Annotated in this window: 16 protein-coding genes; 5 read left to right on the forward strand and 11 right to left on the reverse strand. The window is 56.1% G+C overall.

Going from position 1 to position 16,248, the window contains the following annotated elements; genetic code table 11:
• Window positions 1–59: 59 nt before the first annotated feature.
• The 4 genes from RZ517_RS16565 (at window position 60) to RZ517_RS16580 (ending at window position 4,628) form a co-directional block, all read left to right on the forward strand.
• Complete coding sequence (locus RZ517_RS16565) at window positions 60–992, forward strand: ABC transporter permease (RefSeq protein ID WP_338549234.1); 933 nt, start codon at window positions 60–62, stop codon at window positions 990–992.
• On the forward strand, window positions 989–1,840 hold the full coding sequence (locus tag RZ517_RS16570) for an ABC transporter permease (protein WP_338549235.1): 852 nt from the start codon (window positions 989–991) through the stop codon (window positions 1,838–1,840). The genes RZ517_RS16565 and RZ517_RS16570 overlap by 4 nt, the downstream gene beginning before the upstream one ends.
• A 29-nt stretch (window positions 1,841–1,869) precedes the next feature.
• A complete protein-coding gene (locus RZ517_RS16575; RefSeq protein WP_422395548.1) occupies window positions 1,870–2,862 on the forward strand; it encodes an ABC transporter substrate-binding protein in 993 nt (330 codons plus the stop codon).
• Between the two features lie 290 nt (window positions 2,863–3,152).
• On the forward strand, window positions 3,153–4,628 hold the full coding sequence (locus RZ517_RS16580; RefSeq protein WP_338549236.1) for a D-alanyl-D-alanine carboxypeptidase family protein: 1,476 nt from the start codon (window positions 3,153–3,155) through the stop codon (window positions 4,626–4,628).
• A 36-nt stretch (window positions 4,629–4,664) separates the two neighbouring features.
• Here the strand turns inward: RZ517_RS16580 and ccoS are convergent, their stop codons facing one another.
• From ccoS to ccoN, 9 genes are all read right to left on the reverse strand, one after another.
• Window positions 4,665–4,823, reverse strand: a complete 159-nt coding sequence (ccoS, locus tag RZ517_RS16585) for a cbb3-type cytochrome oxidase assembly protein CcoS (protein WP_338549237.1) — start codon at window positions 4,821–4,823, stop codon at window positions 4,665–4,667.
• Entirely contained in the window at window positions 4,820–7,012 is a 2,193-nt protein-coding gene (locus RZ517_RS16590) for a heavy metal translocating P-type ATPase (RefSeq protein ID WP_338549238.1), read from the reverse strand. Before RZ517_RS16590 ends, ccoS begins: the two co-directional genes overlap by 4 nt.
• A gap of 7 nt (window positions 7,013–7,019) precedes the next feature.
• A complete protein-coding gene (locus tag RZ517_RS16595; RefSeq protein WP_338549239.1) occupies window positions 7,020–7,475 on the reverse strand; it encodes a FixH family protein in 456 nt (151 codons plus the stop codon).
• Window positions 7,475–8,911 carry a cytochrome c oxidase accessory protein CcoG gene (gene ccoG / locus RZ517_RS16600; RefSeq protein ID WP_338549240.1) on the reverse strand — a complete coding sequence of 479 codons (1,437 nt, stop codon included), beginning with the start codon at window positions 8,909–8,911 and terminating at the stop codon, window positions 7,475–7,477. The genes RZ517_RS16595 and ccoG overlap by 1 nt, the downstream gene beginning before the upstream one ends.
• Before the next feature lie 105 nt (window positions 8,912–9,016).
• Window positions 9,017–9,898 carry a LysR family transcriptional regulator gene (locus RZ517_RS16605; protein WP_338549241.1) on the reverse strand — a complete coding sequence of 294 codons (882 nt, stop codon included), beginning with the start codon at window positions 9,896–9,898 and terminating at the stop codon, window positions 9,017–9,019.
• Between the two features lie 459 nt (window positions 9,899–10,357).
• The gene (gene ccoP / locus RZ517_RS16610) at window positions 10,358–11,224 is read right to left on the reverse strand and encodes a cytochrome-c oxidase, cbb3-type subunit III (protein ID WP_338549242.1); all 867 of its coding nucleotides are present in this window, start codon (window positions 11,222–11,224) and stop codon (window positions 10,358–10,360) included.
• A gap of 3 nt (window positions 11,225–11,227) precedes the next feature.
• Window positions 11,228–11,422, reverse strand: coding sequence for a cbb3-type cytochrome c oxidase subunit 3 (locus RZ517_RS16615; protein WP_338549243.1), 195 nt, complete (start codon window positions 11,420–11,422; stop codon window positions 11,228–11,230).
• 12 nt (window positions 11,423–11,434) lie between these two features.
• The gene (gene ccoO, locus RZ517_RS16620) at window positions 11,435–12,163 is read right to left on the reverse strand and encodes a cytochrome-c oxidase, cbb3-type subunit II (RefSeq protein ID WP_317056836.1); all 729 of its coding nucleotides are present in this window, start codon (window positions 12,161–12,163) and stop codon (window positions 11,435–11,437) included.
• A 15-nt stretch (window positions 12,164–12,178) separates the two neighbouring features.
• Entirely contained in the window at window positions 12,179–13,783 is a 1,605-nt protein-coding gene (gene ccoN / locus RZ517_RS16625; protein WP_338549244.1) for a cytochrome-c oxidase, cbb3-type subunit I, read from the reverse strand.
• Window positions 13,784–14,001: 218 nt separating this feature from the next.
• Here ccoN and RZ517_RS16630 point away from each other — a divergent pair, with 218 nt between their 5' ends.
• Entirely contained in the window at window positions 14,002–14,844 is an 843-nt protein-coding gene (locus tag RZ517_RS16630; protein WP_338549245.1) for a universal stress protein, read from the forward strand.
• 6 nt (window positions 14,845–14,850) lie between these two features.
• Here RZ517_RS16630 and RZ517_RS16635 read toward each other — a convergent pair whose 3' ends face one another.
• Window positions 14,851–15,237 carry a thioredoxin family protein gene (locus RZ517_RS16635; protein ID WP_338549246.1) on the reverse strand — a complete coding sequence of 129 codons (387 nt, stop codon included), beginning with the start codon at window positions 15,235–15,237 and terminating at the stop codon, window positions 14,851–14,853.
• Between the two features lie 253 nt (window positions 15,238–15,490).
• Window positions 15,491–16,237: a transcriptional regulator FnrL gene (fnrL, locus tag RZ517_RS16640; RefSeq protein ID WP_338549247.1), complete on the reverse strand. Its 747-nt coding sequence runs from the start codon at window positions 16,235–16,237 to the stop codon at window positions 15,491–15,493.
• Window positions 16,238–16,248: the final 11 nt, after the last annotated feature.

Genomic DNA, 16,248 nt, shown 5'->3' on the forward strand with positions numbered 1-16,248 from the left:
CGCTCAAATCTTGCGATGGGAACTGAGTATTTTTGGAACAGTGAAAGCAGGACGCACGCATGAGAAGCCTCTTGCCCATCCTGACCGTGCTCGGCGCAATTGTCGCGATCTGGTACTTGGCGGTCGCCCCAATGAATGTGCGCGTGGCGCTGGACCAGGTTGAGCGCAGCGGTGCCATAGTGGAGCCCGCCACTTCAGTCGAACGGCGCGCGACCTCTGTCTGGCGGCTGATGCTGGACAATTCCGAACATGTCGCGGCGGGTTATGCACTTGAACGCCCACGCCTTCCGACACCTGCACAAGTGGGACAAGAGCTTTGGAAAACCACTGGGGAGATGGTGCTGCGCGGACGGGCGCTGTCGAAACGCTCTTTGATCCTGCACGGCTGGATCACGCTGAAATCCACACTATCCGGGTTCGTTCTGGGCACGTTGCTGGGCATCCTTGGTGCGGTGGCCATCGTCTATTCTCGGGTCACCCGCATGAGCCTCATGCCCTGGGCGATCATCAGCCAGACCATCCCGATTGTGGCCCTTGCCCCAATGATCATTGTTCTCTCCTCACAGCTTGGGATCGAGGGGCGCGGTCTGCCAAAGGCAATCATATCTGCATATCTGTGCTACTTTCCAGTGCTGGTGGGCATGGTCAAAGGGTTGCAATCCCCCGCCATCGCGCAGCTCGATCTTTTGCGCACCTACAGTGCCTCAGGCCTCCAAAGCTTTCTTAAGCTACGCCTGCCCGCTTCGGTGCCCTACCTCTTTACGTCTCTCAAGATCGGGATCGCCGCAGCCCTTGTTGGCACCATTGTCGGAGAACTTCCCACCGGCGCAGTTTCCGGTCTGGGCGCGCGTATCCTAATCGGGGATCAATTCGGCACGCCGCTTGCCATTTGGGCTGCTCTATTCACGGCCGCCATACTTGCCGGGCTACTAGTCACGTTTCTGGACCTGTCCCAACGCCTGATCCTGCGACGCATGGGGATGCCATCATGATGTGGGTGATCATCGCTTTGGTATTTTGGCTAGCCGCCTGGGCCGTGAACGTGGCACTGGCCCGGTCGCGCTATCACGATACCAAGCTGGTGCGCCTGATCGTGCCGCTTTTGTTCGGCGCCACACTTTTGGTTTTGTGGGAGGGTCTGGTCCGGGGCTTTTCTGTCTCACCCGTCATCCTGCCCGCGCCCTCTGTTGTGGCTCAGACCTTCGCCAATTCAACAGATATTCTCTGGGTGGATTTCACCCAGACGGTCCTGAAAGGCGCGGTATCGGGTTATGCCATCGGCTGCCTTTCCGCCTTTATCGCGGCCATTGCCATTGACCGCTCAGCGTTTCTCACGCGGGGGCTATTGCCAATTGGCAATTTCGTCGCCGCCCTGCCCATCGTGGGCATCGCACCCATATTGGTGAGTTGGTTTGGCTTTGACTGGCATTCCAAGGCCGCTGTTGTTGTCGTGATGGTGTTCTTTCCGATGTTGGTCAACACGGTTCAGGGCCTGCGCGAAACCGATCAGATGCAACGCGACCTGATGCATACCTATGCCGCGGGTTACGTCACAACACTGACAAAACTGCGACTACCTGCAGCCATGCCTTTCGTTTTCAACGGATTGAAAATTGCGGCAACGCTCGCGCTGATCGGAGCTATTGTGGCAGAGTATTTTGGCTCGCCTACGCGCGGGATGGGCTTCCGAATTTCCACGGGTGTCGGCAGTCTTTCAATTGATCTTGTCTGGGCCGAGATTTTTGTCGCGGCCTTGGCGGGATCGGGATTTTACGGCGCGGTTGCACTTATCGAACGGGCCGTGACATTCTGGCACCCTTCACAACGGGGCCGGGCGTAAACAACAATTAAACCAAGGGAGAAATGAAAATGAAGAACCTCACATATTCTATTGGCTTTGCTGCTGCGGCCTTTTGGGGCGGGATGGCACAAGCCGCCGATGACGTCACACTACAGCTCAAATGGGTAACACAAGCGCAATTCGCCGGTTACTACGTCGCACTCGATCAGGGCTTTTATGAAGAAGAAGGCCTGAACGTCACGATCAAGCCGGGCGGCCCGGACATTGCCCCGGCTCAGGTTATCGCCGGTGGCGGGGCCGATGTCGTGCTTGACTGGATGCCCTCGGCTCTGGCCTCTCGTGAAAAGGGTCTGCCGCTTGTGAACATCGCGCAGCCATTTAAGAGCTCCGGCATGATGCTGACCTGCCGCAAGGATGCCGGCGTCGCTTCTCCCGAAGACTTCGCTGGCAAAACGCTCGGTGTCTGGTTCTTTGGCAATGAATACCCTTTCCTGAGCTGGATGAGCCAGCTGGGCCTGTCGACGGACGGCGGTGAGGACGGCGTGACTGTTCTCAAACAAGGGTTCAACGTCGATCCGATCCTGCAGGGTCAGGCGGCTTGCGTGTCCACCATGACGTATAACGAGTACTGGCAAATCATCGATGCCGGGCTTAGCCCAGATGACCTTGTGGTATTCAAATATGAAGACCAGGGCGTCGCGACACTTGAGGACGGCATGTACGTTCTGGAGCAAAACCTCGAAGACCCAGCCTTTGTCGACAAAATGACCCGTTTCGTGCGGGCTTCGATGAAAGGCTGGAAGTGGGCCGAGGAAAATCCCGATGATGCGGCTTTGATCGTGCTCGACAATGACGAGACCGGTGCACAGACTGAGAAGCACCAAAAACGCATGATGGGCGAGATTGCTAAGCTGACTGCAGGGTCGAACGGAGCACTTGACCCTGCAGATTTCGAACGCACGGTGCAGTCGCTCTTGGCAGGTGGCTCAGACCCAGTGATCACCGACCATCCAGGCGAAGCTGCTTGGACACACAAGATCACGGATGCGGCGCTAAACTAAATTATACAAATTGGAAGCAAGGCCCGGGTCATTGTCCTGGGCCTTTTGCTTTGCCCAAATATGGACAACAACCTGATCCTAGCCGATCGGACACAATCCCGCCACAATTGACGATATTGCGGGTCGGCTAAAAAGTGCCGCAACATGTAGTTGAGTTTCTGGCAGATCGCCCCTGAAATCTGTGAAAATTCAGACTTTATTCAACGCGCCCTCTATGCTACTGTTTTATCAATCAAAACATGGCCAGTCGAAAAAATCGGCGGTCAACGAGGCAGAGAAAGAGCAGTTCCATGAGAACGCGCAACAGGCAGCCCCTTCGCTGGGGTCTGGTGGCTTTGGCTACCATTTGGATGTTGGTGGTGGTCCCGTTAAGCGCGGCAGCAGCCCCTTATGCAGCACTGGTGATGGACGCGCGCAGCGGTAAGGTGCTGCATTCGCGGAACGCTGACACACGGTTGCACCCGGCATCGCTCACCAAGATGATGACGCTCTACGTAGTTTTTGAAGCCGTGGAGAATGGCGAGATCAGTTTGGACACGCCTGTGCGCATCTCCAAGCATGCCGCAAGCGAACCGCCAAGCAAACTTGGGCTGCGTGCCGGACAAAAGATCCAGCTTCGGTATCTCATCCGTGCGGCGGCGATCAAATCAGCAAATGATGCGTCCACCGCTCTGGCCGAAGCAATCGAGGGCTCTGAGGCGGCCTTTGCGCGGCGCATGAACCGGACCGCCAAGGCACTTGGCATGACGCGAACGACCTTCAAGAACGCCCATGGGCTTACTGAAAAAGGTCACCTTTCCACGGCTCGCGACATGACGATCATGGGACGGCATTTGTTTTATGATTACCCTGAATACTACAATCTTTTTTCCCGCATCACTGCGAACGCAGGTGGCACCAAGGTCTATCACACAAATCGCAAACTGCTGCGCAACTATCGCGGTGCTGACGGGATCAAAACCGGCTACACCCGCGCGGCTGGCTTCAACCTGACCGCATCGGCAGAGCGCGGTGGCGAACGCATTATTGCGACTGTGTTTGGCGGACGCTCCACCGCGACGCGCAACGCAAAGGTTGCTGAGCTTCTTGATTTGGGATTCAAGCGTGCGCCGACACGCACGGCCCTGCTGCGTCCCGCAAAGCCGCCTTACATGGGCAAAGCTGGCCGCGGCGATGGCCATTCGGTTCCCGGCGGCACCGGCCGTACCGTACGCTTGGTTGCAGCCGCCGCTGTGAAGAAAAGCTTACGTCCACAAACACGCCCTGGCGCGGAACCTGCAACAACACCGGTCCCTGCCGAAGAGGCTCCGGTTCTTGTGGCCAACAAGTCAGACATCGAAAAGGCCCTCTTGGCGGCGGTCAGCACGTCGTCCAAACCCGATGTGTCAGCTGCGGTTCTTGCAGCAGCCCCGTCCAAGCCAACTTTGTCGCCCAAGATACGTCCGGCCAGCCTGCAGATCGCGAAGGCGGATCCGGCCGAAGATCCGATACAAGAAGTGGTGACACGCTTGTCAACATCCGGTGGTCGGCACTGGGGTATCAATGTCGGACAATATCCGAGCCAATACAAAGCGCGTAAAGTGCTCTTGCAGACGGCCTTAAACGAAATGGAAACACTCGACGGTAGCCTACGCAAGGTGGTCAAACGCAGTACAGGCTTCGACGCAAACTTCATGGGATTGACCGAAGAAACCGCGGACATGGCCTGTCGTCGCTTGCAAGCCAAGCAAATCACCTGCGAAACGATCCAACCTGGCGGCGCTTAACCTGTTGGTGCAATACTGGACGGTGATCGGTCCAACTTAGGATTTGGGCCTGTCATCATATTCGTCGCTCAGAATCCGCTGCGCATCGCCATCCGGGTCGTCATACTGGTTCGTCTTCACCGTCCATATGAAAAACCCAAGCCCCAGCCCGCCCAGAATGAGCGAGATCGGGATAAGATAGGTCAGAATGTTCATCCACGACCTTTCACGCGCAGCGAATTGAGCGAAACGGTAATCGAACTTGCCGACATCGCCAAGGCCGCGATCAGCGGTGTGGCCAGACCGGCAACCGCCAGCGGCACAGCGATGATGTTGTAAAGCGTCGCAATTCGGAAGTTCTCGCGAATGCGTTTGGTGGCAGATTTCGCGGTGGTGCAGGCATCAGACACCGGCGACAAATCATTGCCCAAAAGCACGATGTCACTGGCAACACGCGCCGCATCAAGCGCAGTGGCCGGAGAAATGGATACATGCGCTGCTGCCAGGGCTGCGGTGTCGTTGAGCCCATCACCCACCATCAAAACATGCGCGCCATCTTGAGTCATATCCTGAATGCGCCGCGCCTTGTGTTCCGGTAATGCCTCTGACATCCAGTTTTCAATACCAAGTCGCCGCGCCAGAGCTTCGACCGCAGGGGTGGTGTCACCCGACATCAAGCACACCGTCTTGCCACGTTCGCGAAGCGCGCGCACCGCGTCTTCCGCCCCTGCCCTTAACGCATCCTCGAAACGGAACGCCAGCGGTGTTTCCTCACCGATTTGCAGATAGGTCGCGGTCTCGGCCAATGGTTCGGCACCGAGCCATTTGGCGCGACCAAGACGCACCGGCTGGCCTTCAAACACAGCTTCAACGCCAAATCCCGGAACTTCACGTGCGTCACTGACCGATGCCGCGGCAAACCCCGCATCCAAAGCGGCACGGTAAATCGCCTTGGCCAATGGGTGGCTCGATTGCGCCGCCAATGCCATGGCCAGTTCCACATCCGGGCGCGGCAACTGCTCCAGATTTGTCAGTTGGGGCAAACCTTCTGTCAGTGTTCCTGTCTTGTCGAAAACCACAGTGTCCACTTGGGCCAGCCGCTCCAGCGCGGTTTCGTGCTTGATCAGCATACCTTTGCGGAACAGCCGCCCTGATGCTGCAGTGGTCACGGCAGGAACAGCCAAACCAAGCGCGCAGGGGCATGTGATGATCAAAACTGCTGCCGCGATATTGAGCGCTGTGCGCATGTCAAATGTGTAGAGATACCAGCCGATGAAGGCCAAAGCCGACAATATGTGCACGCCGGGGGCATAGAGCTTGGCGGCACTATCGGCTAAAGAAGTGTAACGTGAGCGACCGGATTCAGCGATGGCCACAAGATCGGCCATGCGGTGGAGCGACGTATCTCGACCAACGGCAGTCGCCCGGATGGTCAAAGGACCGGTCAGGTTGACCTCACCTGCCGAGACCGCAAGCCCTTCTTGCGCAAAAACCGGAAGGGTCTCGCCGGTCAGAAGAGAACGATCAATCTCAGATTGCCCCTCAACAATATCGCCATCCACCGGCACACGCCCACCGGGGCGCACCCGCACCAGATCGCCAACGGAAATTTCGGAAATGGGCACCTCTTCCTGCGTGCCATCCACAACACGCCACGCGCGCGGCACTTCCAGCGCGGTCAGTTCTTCAGCGGCAGATCGTGCAACGGCTCGCGTGCGATGATCCAAGTACCGCCCGATCAGCAGAAAAAAGGTCAGTGCAATGGCCGCGTCAAAATAGGCGTGATGCCCGGACAGAGACGTTTCCCAAAGCGACGTTACTACCGCCAACCCTATTGCTAAAGAAATCGGCACATCCATGTTAAGCCGCCCCTGCCGAAGCGCAGTCCAAGCATTGCGAAAGAACGGCTGGCCCGAGAAAGCAATCGCGGGCAGTGCAATGGCGGCAGAAATCCAGTGGAACATGTCGCGTGTGGCGGCCTCTGCGCCGGACCAGACCGAGACCGACAACAGCATGACATTCATCATCGCAAAGCCAGCTACGGCTAGCCGCATCAAAAGCTCACGCCCGGCACGATCCGTACTGGTTGCATTCAAGGCACTTGGATCAAGCTCATGCGCCTCATATCCCAGCCCTTCAACAACGTTGCACAGCAAGGCTGCCGTCACATCCGGCTCAGCCTCAATAGTGGCGCGTTTGAGTGTCAGGTTCACACGTGCAGCACGCACGCCGGGATGAGCCGACAGGCCGCGTTCAATCTTGGAAATGCAGGCGACGCAATGGATTGTAGGCAATGAGAGCGCGATATCACCTGATACAGGCTTTGTCTCCGCCAATGCCTCCGCCGCCGGAACAACCGAGCAAGCCGGACAGGCAGAGACAGGTTGTTTCAGTGTGGCGGTCACGGCTCCCTTACTCCTTGATCAGGACAACACGTTGTTGAAACTCGGTGCCATCCGCCGACAACGCGCGCATCCGGACATTCCAGTTCCCGTCCGATAGCTCCAGCGGTGCGACATATGACACCCCGTCAAAGCGAAACTCCGGCTGACTGTCTTCGCGCACATGCGTGGCGCGGCCGACAGTCGCGTGAATCTGGGCAGCCTTTACAGGGCGGCCATTGTCATCGCGAATGCTCAGGCGCAGTTGCCCCTGGGCATGCGTGGCTTCAACCTTCCAGCCCAACTTTTGCTGAGCCGCGCGTCGATCATCAAAGGTTTGGCTGGCGATGTATGAATTTTTCACCTCTACCCCAGGGAAGGTCTTTACGGCAGAGTAAGCCAAAGTGAAGTTCACCGCGATAATGACGCCAAAGGCACCGAGAAAGCCAAAAAAGACATGCATGCCAGTAATCCTGCGCTCGGTCATCAGTTGCCCTTCCCGTTGAAAATTGTGTCTTTGTAAGCCCGGTCACCGTTTGAGATGTCTTCGACCCAAAGCCGTACATCTGACCGCTCAGCTTGCGCCGGATCAGAGCCTGCGGGCGCGATGAGGTAAACCCTCTGCAGATGGGTTTTGTTGGCAGGCACGTTCACCGATGCATAAGGCGTGCCTTCTAGCTGAACCCGTACTGCCGGATCGCCCGTGACTGTTATACGGAACGGCCGATCATCGCCATGTTTGTTCAACAAGCGCACCTCATAGGTGTTGCGGATCGAACCATCTGAGAGAGTAATAAAGGTCGGGTTGCGGACCGGTGCCACGGTCATTTCGATATCCGAGCGAATAAAGAGCGCGAACAACAGGCCAAACCCGACAAGCGACCATAGAGCCGTATACATGATCGTACGTGGACGCAGGATGTGGTTCATCACTTTCTTCGGCGTCTTGCCCTGCCGCTCAAACTGTTCGTCGGTCAGAGCCAGGTAATCAATCAAACCGCGCGGCTTGCCGATCTTGGCCATGATGTCGTCGCATGCATCAATACAAAGCGCACACGTGATACACTCCATTTGTTGCCCATCACGAATGTCGATGCCCATGGGGCAGACATTCACGCAGGCCATACAATCAATACAGTCGCCTTGTGCCTCTCCTGCCTTGACCTCATCGGAATGCTTGCGCGGCTCGCCACGCCACTCGCGATAACCGACCGTCAGCGTGTCTTCGTCCATCATGGCAGCCTGAATACGCGGCCAGGGACAGGCATAGATACAAATCTGTTCGCGGGCGAAGCCGCCAAAGAAAAAGGTCGTGGCCGTCAGGATTGCAATTGTTGTGTAAGCAATAGGATGCGCGTTGAGCGTAAACAGATCGACCAACAGCGTTGGCGCATCTGTGAAGTAAAATACCCAAGCACCACCTGTCAGCAGACCAATGATCAACCAAACTGTCCATTTCGTCAGCCGCAAGCGAACTTTGCGAACATCCCACTTCTTCTGCCGATGCAAACGCAGCCGCGCGTTGCGATCCCCTTCGATCCAACGCTCCACAAGAATGAACAGATCCGTCCACACGGTCTGAGGGCAAGCATACCCGCACCACACGCGGCCCATGGCAGATGTGAAGAGAAACAGACCCAGGCCCGCCATAACCAACAGCCCGGCGACGAAATAAAACTCGTGCGGCCAGATCTCGATCCAAAAGAAAAAGAACCGCCGATGCGCCATATCAACCAGAACCGCCTGATCGGGAAGCTGCGGGCCGCGATCCCAGCGAATCCACGGTGTCAGGTAGTAAACCCCAAGGGTCACAATCATGATGACCCATTTCAGGCTGCGAAACCAACCGCTTACGCGCTTGGGAAACACTGGTTCCTGCGCCGCGTAAAGGCTTTGGGGGGCATTATCTGAGTCAGCGGGCACGTGAATGACCTCTTTTTCTCCTGTTTCGCATGGTTTTCATCCCATGCCGGGCGGCCAAGCACCTTGACCTGAGTCAAACTACGCGGCTTCTCACGGAGTGTTATGTCATTCAGAAGCCGATGATTTTTGCCGCTTGAGCCATGTCACAAACGCCTTCGCCTTGGGTCGCATTATTCCGGGCCGGGTCACGATGTGATACCCGGTCTCACCTCGGTCCAAAAACAGCAAACGTAAGTGCCCTGACTCGATATCGGCTTTGACCGAGGACATAGCCGTACTGATGACCCCCTGACCAGCACGAGCACCATCCAGCATCAGGTTGCCCGGCACTTGCGTGATCCGTTTGGCCCGCCCCTCAACCACACCATGCTTGCGCAGCCAATCAGTTGATTCACTTGTGCCTAGCTCCTCGAGCCAAGGGAATTTAAGCAAGTCTGCCGGGCATTCGATCACGCAATCACCGACCAAGGATGGCGCTGCTGTAACCGCAATATCCGTCGGCACAAGCATTTCAGAGCTCAAACCCGGCCAGTCGCCAGACCCAAAGCGCAGGCCTACGTCGATGCCTCCCGGTTCGGGGTCGAAGAGTTCGGCAGACGGGTTCACCATCAGATCAATCTCGGGATGTTTAGATTGAAAATCCAAAAGCCGCGGCATCAGCCAGGTCGTCGCAAAAAGCGACGTGGTAGATACATGTACAGGCCTGTTTGCATCCGCGCCTGTCAAAGTCGCCACGGCGCGCGCCATTGTTCCAAATCCGGATTTCAGGGCTTCGGCCAGTTCTTCTCCTGCTGGCGTCAACGTCAAGGATCGTCCTGATCGGTCAACCAGTGGAACACCAATATGACTCTCAAGCGCTTTGAGTTGCTGGCTCACCGCTGCGTGGCTGACATTGAGCATCGTCCCAGCCGCAACAGCCGAGCCGGTTTCAGCCAGTGCATGAAAGGCACGCAGAGACGTCAGAGGAGGTAGGTCTTTCCAATCCATATGTAATTTTTACTTACATCTATGATTTTTTCCTGAGTCGCATATTTGCGCATATTTCCCCATAAATAAAGACATGATCCAGCAAAGAAAGGAAACGATATGTTATCTATATTTTCAGATACGTTCCGCACTGCGACCCGGACTGATTCCATGACCAATGGTCGTGTTCGGTCGCATTGGCCAGCCTCAGAACGGTTTGACACCCGCGCTGGCGCCGAACTTGAAGCACACCGTGTGGCCCGCCGTCGTGTATAAACGACCCTTGCTCCCACCGGTACAGCCGCCCGTGTCCAGAGGTGATCCCTGGCCTTGGCGCGGGCGGCGCTGGCGTCGTTCTGGTTCTTTGATCTGGGGTCGCCGATAAAAAAAGCACCGACCTTTCCAAAAATGCGCGAACAGGAGGGAAAGGTCGGTGCTATGTCCTCGGGATCATCTGACGCCGGGGATCGTTCTTAAACTTTATTCGCCGCCACCAAGCTGGTGGACGTAGGCTGTGACAGCGCGGATCTCAGCCTCAGTCAGGCGGCTGTTCCAGTTGGGCATGACGCCAAAACGTGCGTTGTTCACTGTTTCCATGAGAGATGCGTAGTCTCCGCCATAGAGCCAGATCGCGTCATTCAGGTTCGGTGCCCCCTGAAAGACATCGCCTTCCGCCGCTTCGCCATGGCACGCCGCGCAATTGTCAGCATAGACCACTGCACCCGGCTCAACTTGAGCAGGGTCCTGCGCCTCACCGGACAAGGACATCACGTAGTTGACCACTTGCACGATCTCTTCTTCGGCCAACAACTCATCGCGTCCAAAGGCCGGCATTTCCGAATACCGCGCATCGGGGTCTTCCTCGTTGCGGATACCATGGCTGATGGTGAGATGGATGTCTTCCATCGTACCACCCCAGAGCCAGTCGTCATCTGACAAAGTCGGGTAACCGACAAATCCACCACCTTCACGGCCATGACACTGCACGCACCAGGTGTTGAACACCGCCTCACCGGCAGAACGGGCATAGCCCTGAAGCTCTGCATCGCTGGTAATCTCAGTGAGTTCGACACTGGCCAGCCTAGTGTTAATCTCGGCGTTGGCCGCTTCAGCCTCTTCGATATCAGCGGCCACATTTGCACGCGTGGACCAACCCATATAGCCCTCAGTCGCCCCCGAGATCATCGGCCAGGCGGGATAAGCCACCGTGTACCAAAGGCCCCAGATGATGGTGATGTAGAACACCCAGACCCACCAGCGTGGCAAAGGATTGTTCAGCTCTTCGATACCGTCCCACTCATGACCTGTGGTTCCGACATCGGGTTTATCTTCTGGTTTTTGAGCCATGTCTCAATCCTCCTCAGAGGCAGGTCCGATATCGGACACAGGTGCATTTTCATGCCGGAAGGGAATTCGCGACACGCTGTCATAGGCGTTTGTGGCACCAGGGCGCATGACCCAGATGACCACGCCAACAAAGAAGGTGAAGAGCGCCAACAGCATCCAGCTGTCTGCGAAGGCGCGAAGAAATGTATAGGTTTCCATGCGTCTTTTCCTTTACCGGCTGGCCACGGGTGTGAAGGTCGAGAAATCAACCAAAGTACCCAGCATTTGCAGATAGGCGATCAGCGCATCAGCCTCGCTGATGCCCGGAGCATCATCAAAGTTACGCACCTGAACGGTCTCGCCGTAGCGCTCCAGAAGCCCGTCAAAATCCTCATCAGGGTTCGCCTGAACCAGGAAGTCAGCCTGGGCGTTTTCGATCATCTCGTCGGTGTAAGGAACACCCACGAAACGATGCGTCTTCAGCAAATCACCGACGTATTCACCATCGATCAGGCGGTCTTCGAGGTAGCCGTATTTTGGCATGACCGACTCTGGCACCACAGATTGCGGATCACGCAGGTGGTCCAGATGCCAGGCATCCGAATACCGCCCGCCCACACGCGCCAGATCTGGCCCGGTGCGCTTCGATCCCCATTGGAAAGGGTGATCATACTTGCTTTCTGCCGCAAGGCTGTAGTGCCCATAGCGTTCGACTTCGTCCCGCATCGGGCGGATCATCTGGCTATGGCAGACATAGCATCCTTCGCGGATGTAGATGTCACGCCCGGCCAACTCGAGAGGTGTATAGGGGCGCATGCCCTCAACCTCTTCGATCGTGTTTTCCAGCCAGAAGAGCGGTGCGATTTGCACGATCCCCCCGATGGTCACCACGAGGAAGGCAAAGATTGCCAACAGGGTTACGTTCTTTTCAAGAACTGTATGTTTGTCGAGAATTCCCATTTTCTGTCCCTCCTCTTATTCGGCCGGGACCGCGGAGTTATCGGCTTCAACAGCCGGGCTCCGACGAACGGTCATGTAAAGGTTGTAGCACATGATGATTGCGCCGCTCAGGAACATCACCCCGCCAAGACCGCGCACCACATACATCGGCAGTTTAGCAGAAACGGTGTCCGCGAAAGAGTTCACCAGGAAGCCGTTGGCATCCACTTCGCGCCACATCAGGCCCTCCATGATGCCGGTCACCCACATGGATGCGGCGTAGAGGATGATGCCAATCGTGGCGAGCCAGAAGTGCCAACTTACAAGGCTGAGGCTGTAAAGCCGTTCCTTGTTCCACAGCTTCGGCACCAGGAAGTAGAGGCAGCCAAAGGTGATCATGCCGTTCCAGCCCAGCGCGCCGGAATGCACGTGTCCAATGGTCCAGTCGGTGTAGTGCGACAGACTGTTGACCGCGCGGATCGACATCATCGGTCCTTCAAAGGTCGACATGCCATAGAAGCCAAGGCTGATCACCATCATCCGGATCACGGGATCGGTACGCAGCTTGTCCCAGGCACCTGAGAGAGTCATCAGACCGTTGATCATGCCGCCCCAGCTGGGCATCCACAAGATCACCGAAAACACCATGCCAAGGGTCGAGGCCCAGTCCGGCAGAGCGGTGTAGTGCAAGTGATGCGGACCCGCCCAGATATACAGAAAGATCAGCGCCCAGAAGTGGATGATCGACAGTTTGTAGCTGTAGACCGGGCGACCAGCCTGCTTTGGAACAAAGTAGTACATCATCGCCAGGAACCCGGCGGTCAGGAAGAAGCCCACCGCGTTGTGGCCGTACCACCACTGTGTCATGGCATCCTGAACACCACTGAAAAGCTGAACCGACTTCGAGCCCCAGATAGAGACCGGGATCGACAGGTTGTTGATCAGGTGCAGCATGGCGACCGTGATGATGAAGCTTAGATAGAACCAGTTTGCCACATAGATGTGCGGCTCCTTGCGTTTCACCAGCGTGCCGACGAAGACCGCCAGATAGGCCACCCAGACAATGGTCAGCCACCAATCGACATACCATTCAGGTTCTGCATATTCCTTACCCTGTGTCGCCCCAAGCACGTAGCCAGCAGCCGCCAGAACGATAACAAGCTGAAAACCCCAGAACACGAACCAAGCAAGATTGCCGCCCCAGAGACGTGCTGCCGAAGTGCGCTGAACCACATAGAAGGACGTCGCGATCAGGGCATTGCCCCCAAAAGCAAAGATCACCGCACTGGTATGCAGCGGTCTGAGACGCCCAAAATTCATATAGCCTTGCGCCCATTCAAAGTTGAGCGCCGGAAAGGCCAATTGGAAAGCAATGAATGTACCGGCCAGAAATCCAACGACACCCCAAAGTGCCGTTGCGATGACCCCAGCGCGGATCACGCCATCCATGTATTCATTAGAATAATCCCGCGTATCGGCGGGCTCATCGGTGTTACGCAGTACCCAGACGAATAATCCGCCCGCCACGAGTGCAATCGTCAAAGCGTTGACCAGATAGGCCAGATCGCGGGCGTAGTTTGCCGCAATCAACGCGAAAAAGGTGATGAGCCCCAACGCGATAAGCTTGATATAGTTCAGCATTTTCTTGTCCCTTTGTCGCTTCTCTGCACGAGCTGAGCACACGTGCAGGCACTTTCAGACATGCCTGCTTATGGACAGAAGGCCGGGGGGCTACCTTGATCTGAGTCAAGATTTTCAAAGCCTTCGAAGGAAAGTGTCGCGTTTGATTGACATCAAAGCACTCAAAAAGTGCCTCACATAGAATTCATAAATTCGGCGACTATTGAAAGGACCCATTGATGGCCTGGAAAAACTTGTTTTGCGCCTTCTCCAATGCATCGCTTGTAAAACCCGCTCTGACTCATGCAGCCGCTCTTGCCGCCGAACACAAGGCGCATCTCGACGTCCTTTGCCTTGGTGTGAACCGCTTCAGCACAGATTTCTTTTTTGCCGGTGGCACCGCAGTTGCATTGTCCGATCGGCTGGAGTCGTGTCAGCAGGAGGCCCTCGAGATAGAAGGCGTTGTTCGCGAAGTTCTGAACACACAAACAGACATCCATTGGTCGTGTAGCCAGGGCATGGCCCAACTGGTCGACATGGGACATTTGGTTGCGTCCAAGGCGCGATTTTCAGATTTGGCAATCCTGCCAGCGCCCTACGGACCAAATCGAGGGCCCGAAGCAGAGCCTTTGACCGAATCCGTTATGTTCGACGCGCATGCTCCGACATTGATCCTGTGTGATGACGCGCCAACCTCAACGCAGCCAAGACACATCATGATTGGCTGGAACGAAAGCCCGGAAGCGCTGCAGGCGATCCGCGCAAGTTTAGACATCCTTAAACAAGCGCAAAAAGTCACCGTTGTGATCATCGACCCGTCTGATCATGGTCCGGATCGGTCTGATCCCGGCGGTCTGCTTTCACAATACCTTGCGCGACATGGCATCAAAGTCGACATTGATGTGCTGTCAAAAAAACTACCACGTGTGTCAGATGTATTGTCTCGCCATGCGTTCGACACGCAGGCGGACCTGATTGTCATGGGGGCCTACGGGCATTCCCGCTTTCGCGAAGCTGTATTCGGCGGAGCGACACGCGGAATGTTAGAACGCGCTCCGGTGCCCATCCTAATGGCTCGGTGATATCTTTTACTTGGCCAATCGCTCAAATGCAGGGCGCAGCTCTGCAGCCGGTCGCATACCTTGCAAGGTCTCAACCAAGTTGCCCTCGCCATCGAACAACAACAACGTCACATGCGGTACGCCATAGCGACCGGCAAATGATTGTCCTTCTTGGGTTTTGATGTCCGCCACCAAATATTGCAACTCGTCTTGGCCAAATCCCTTGAGGGCCTGGCGCGTCTGACTTTGCAATGCGTTGCAGGTCGGACATTGCGGGTCATGGACTTGTACAACCGTTGGAACACCTTGACCCAAACGCGTCAAATCACGCTCCGCCACCTTGGCCAACACCGATCGCGTTCCAAACAATGTTGCGCCACCCAACACAACAACACCGCCACCAATCCACGCCATTTTGCTAAGAAATTTACGCCTGTCCGGAACCGCGGCTGTTTGCTGGGCTTTGGGTTGGTTCTTTTTTGATTTCGCGGGCTGTCTAACTTTGGATTTCTTTTTCACAATGACCTATCCGGCAATGTCCTATACGGTGTTTAAAATCGCATAGCACATCTGAGCGCTTTCAATGCGCCTATCTCATTCACATTGTTGTGAAATCCAAGCACATGCTTCGACCTCGTCTGATGTCTCAAGCAAAAACCGAAGCGCTTTAGCTCAACATACCGCCGTCGCTGTCGTCCCCGGCCTCATCGAGCAATTTGTCAAAATCTGGCACACTGACCATCCGCTTGCCTTGCAACACAATGACACCGTCCTTCTTGAGCGCCGATATCTGACGACTCACTGTCTCAAGCGTCAAACCGAGGTAATCCGCCATCGCCTCCCGCGTCAAAGGAAGGTCAAACGTAAGCCCGGCATCGGTCTTGCCCAAATTCAGTGTCGCGTTGCGACGTGCCAGGATCGACAAGAAGGAGGCGATCTTTTCACGTGCAGTTTTGCGACCGAGCAGCAGCATCCATTCCCGCGCCGCGTCTAGCTCATCCAGCGTCATTTCCAAAAGCCGCTGCGCCACATGTGGTGTGTGCACCATCATCTCTTCGAAAGGACCTTTGCGAAAACAGCACATTACCATGTCAGACACCGCAACCACATCGTATGCGGCTGTTTCACGACCAGGCCGCCCAACAAAATCGCTAGGGAGAAGAAGGCCCACCATCTGCGTGCGCCCGTCTTCCATGGTTTGCGTCAAGGTCGCAATGCCTGTCACAACCGATCCCACGAAATCCATCTGGTCACCGGCCCAGATGACTGTACGGCCTGCCTCAAAGCTTCGGTAATACTTGATGCGATCTAACTGTTCCAACTCATCAGCTTCGCACCGCGCGCACACGGCGCGATGGCGAATAGGACAATCGCCACAATCCCGCGGTGCAGGGTTTTTCAGGTCGGTTAGCATACGCCTCCACA

It is taken from the genome of Roseovarius sp. S88 (assembly GCF_037023735.1).
Classification (GTDB): Bacteria; Pseudomonadota; Alphaproteobacteria; order Rhodobacterales; family Rhodobacteraceae; genus Roseovarius; species Roseovarius phycicola.

What these genes read in the sequence shown, in the direction of transcription:
- RZ517_RS16575 (WP_422395548.1), top strand. Translation starts at nt 1,870, where the DNA reads ATGAAGAACCTCACATATTCTATTGGCTTTGCTGCTGCGGCCTTTTGG.
- ccoS (WP_338549237.1), bottom strand. Translation starts at nt 4,823, where the DNA reads ATGAACATTCTGACCTATCTTATCCCGATCTCGCTCATTCTGGGCGGG.
- fnrL (WP_338549247.1), bottom strand. Translation starts at nt 16,237, where the DNA reads ATGCTAACCGACCTGAAAAACCCTGCACCGCGGGATTGTGGCGATTGT.
- RZ517_RS16595 (WP_338549239.1), bottom strand. Translation starts at nt 7,475, where the DNA reads ATGACCGAGCGCAGGATTACTGGCATGCATGTCTTTTTTGGCTTTCTC.
- ccoP (WP_338549242.1), bottom strand. Translation starts at nt 11,224, where the DNA reads ATGGCTCAAAAACCAGAAGATAAACCCGATGTCGGAACCACAGGTCAT.
- RZ517_RS16635 (WP_338549246.1), bottom strand. Translation starts at nt 15,237, where the DNA reads ATGGCGTGGATTGGTGGCGGTGTTGTTGTGTTGGGTGGCGCAACATTG.
- RZ517_RS16565 (WP_338549234.1), top strand. Translation starts at nt 60, where the DNA reads ATGAGAAGCCTCTTGCCCATCCTGACCGTGCTCGGCGCAATTGTCGCG.
- ccoN (WP_338549244.1), bottom strand. Translation starts at nt 13,783, where the DNA reads ATGCTGAACTATATCAAGCTTATCGCGTTGGGGCTCATCACCTTTTTC.
- RZ517_RS16630 (WP_338549245.1), top strand. Translation starts at nt 14,002, where the DNA reads ATGGCCTGGAAAAACTTGTTTTGCGCCTTCTCCAATGCATCGCTTGTA.
- RZ517_RS16605 (WP_338549241.1), bottom strand. Translation starts at nt 9,898, where the DNA reads ATGGATTGGAAAGACCTACCTCCTCTGACGTCTCTGCGTGCCTTTCAT.
- RZ517_RS16580 (WP_338549236.1), top strand. Translation starts at nt 3,153, where the DNA reads ATGAGAACGCGCAACAGGCAGCCCCTTCGCTGGGGTCTGGTGGCTTTG.
- ccoO (WP_317056836.1), bottom strand. Translation starts at nt 12,163, where the DNA reads ATGGGAATTCTCGACAAACATACAGTTCTTGAAAAGAACGTAACCCTG.
- RZ517_RS16570 (WP_338549235.1), top strand. Translation starts at nt 989, where the DNA reads ATGATGTGGGTGATCATCGCTTTGGTATTTTGGCTAGCCGCCTGGGCC.
- RZ517_RS16615 (WP_338549243.1), bottom strand. Translation starts at nt 11,422, where the DNA reads ATGGAAACCTATACATTTCTTCGCGCCTTCGCAGACAGCTGGATGCTG.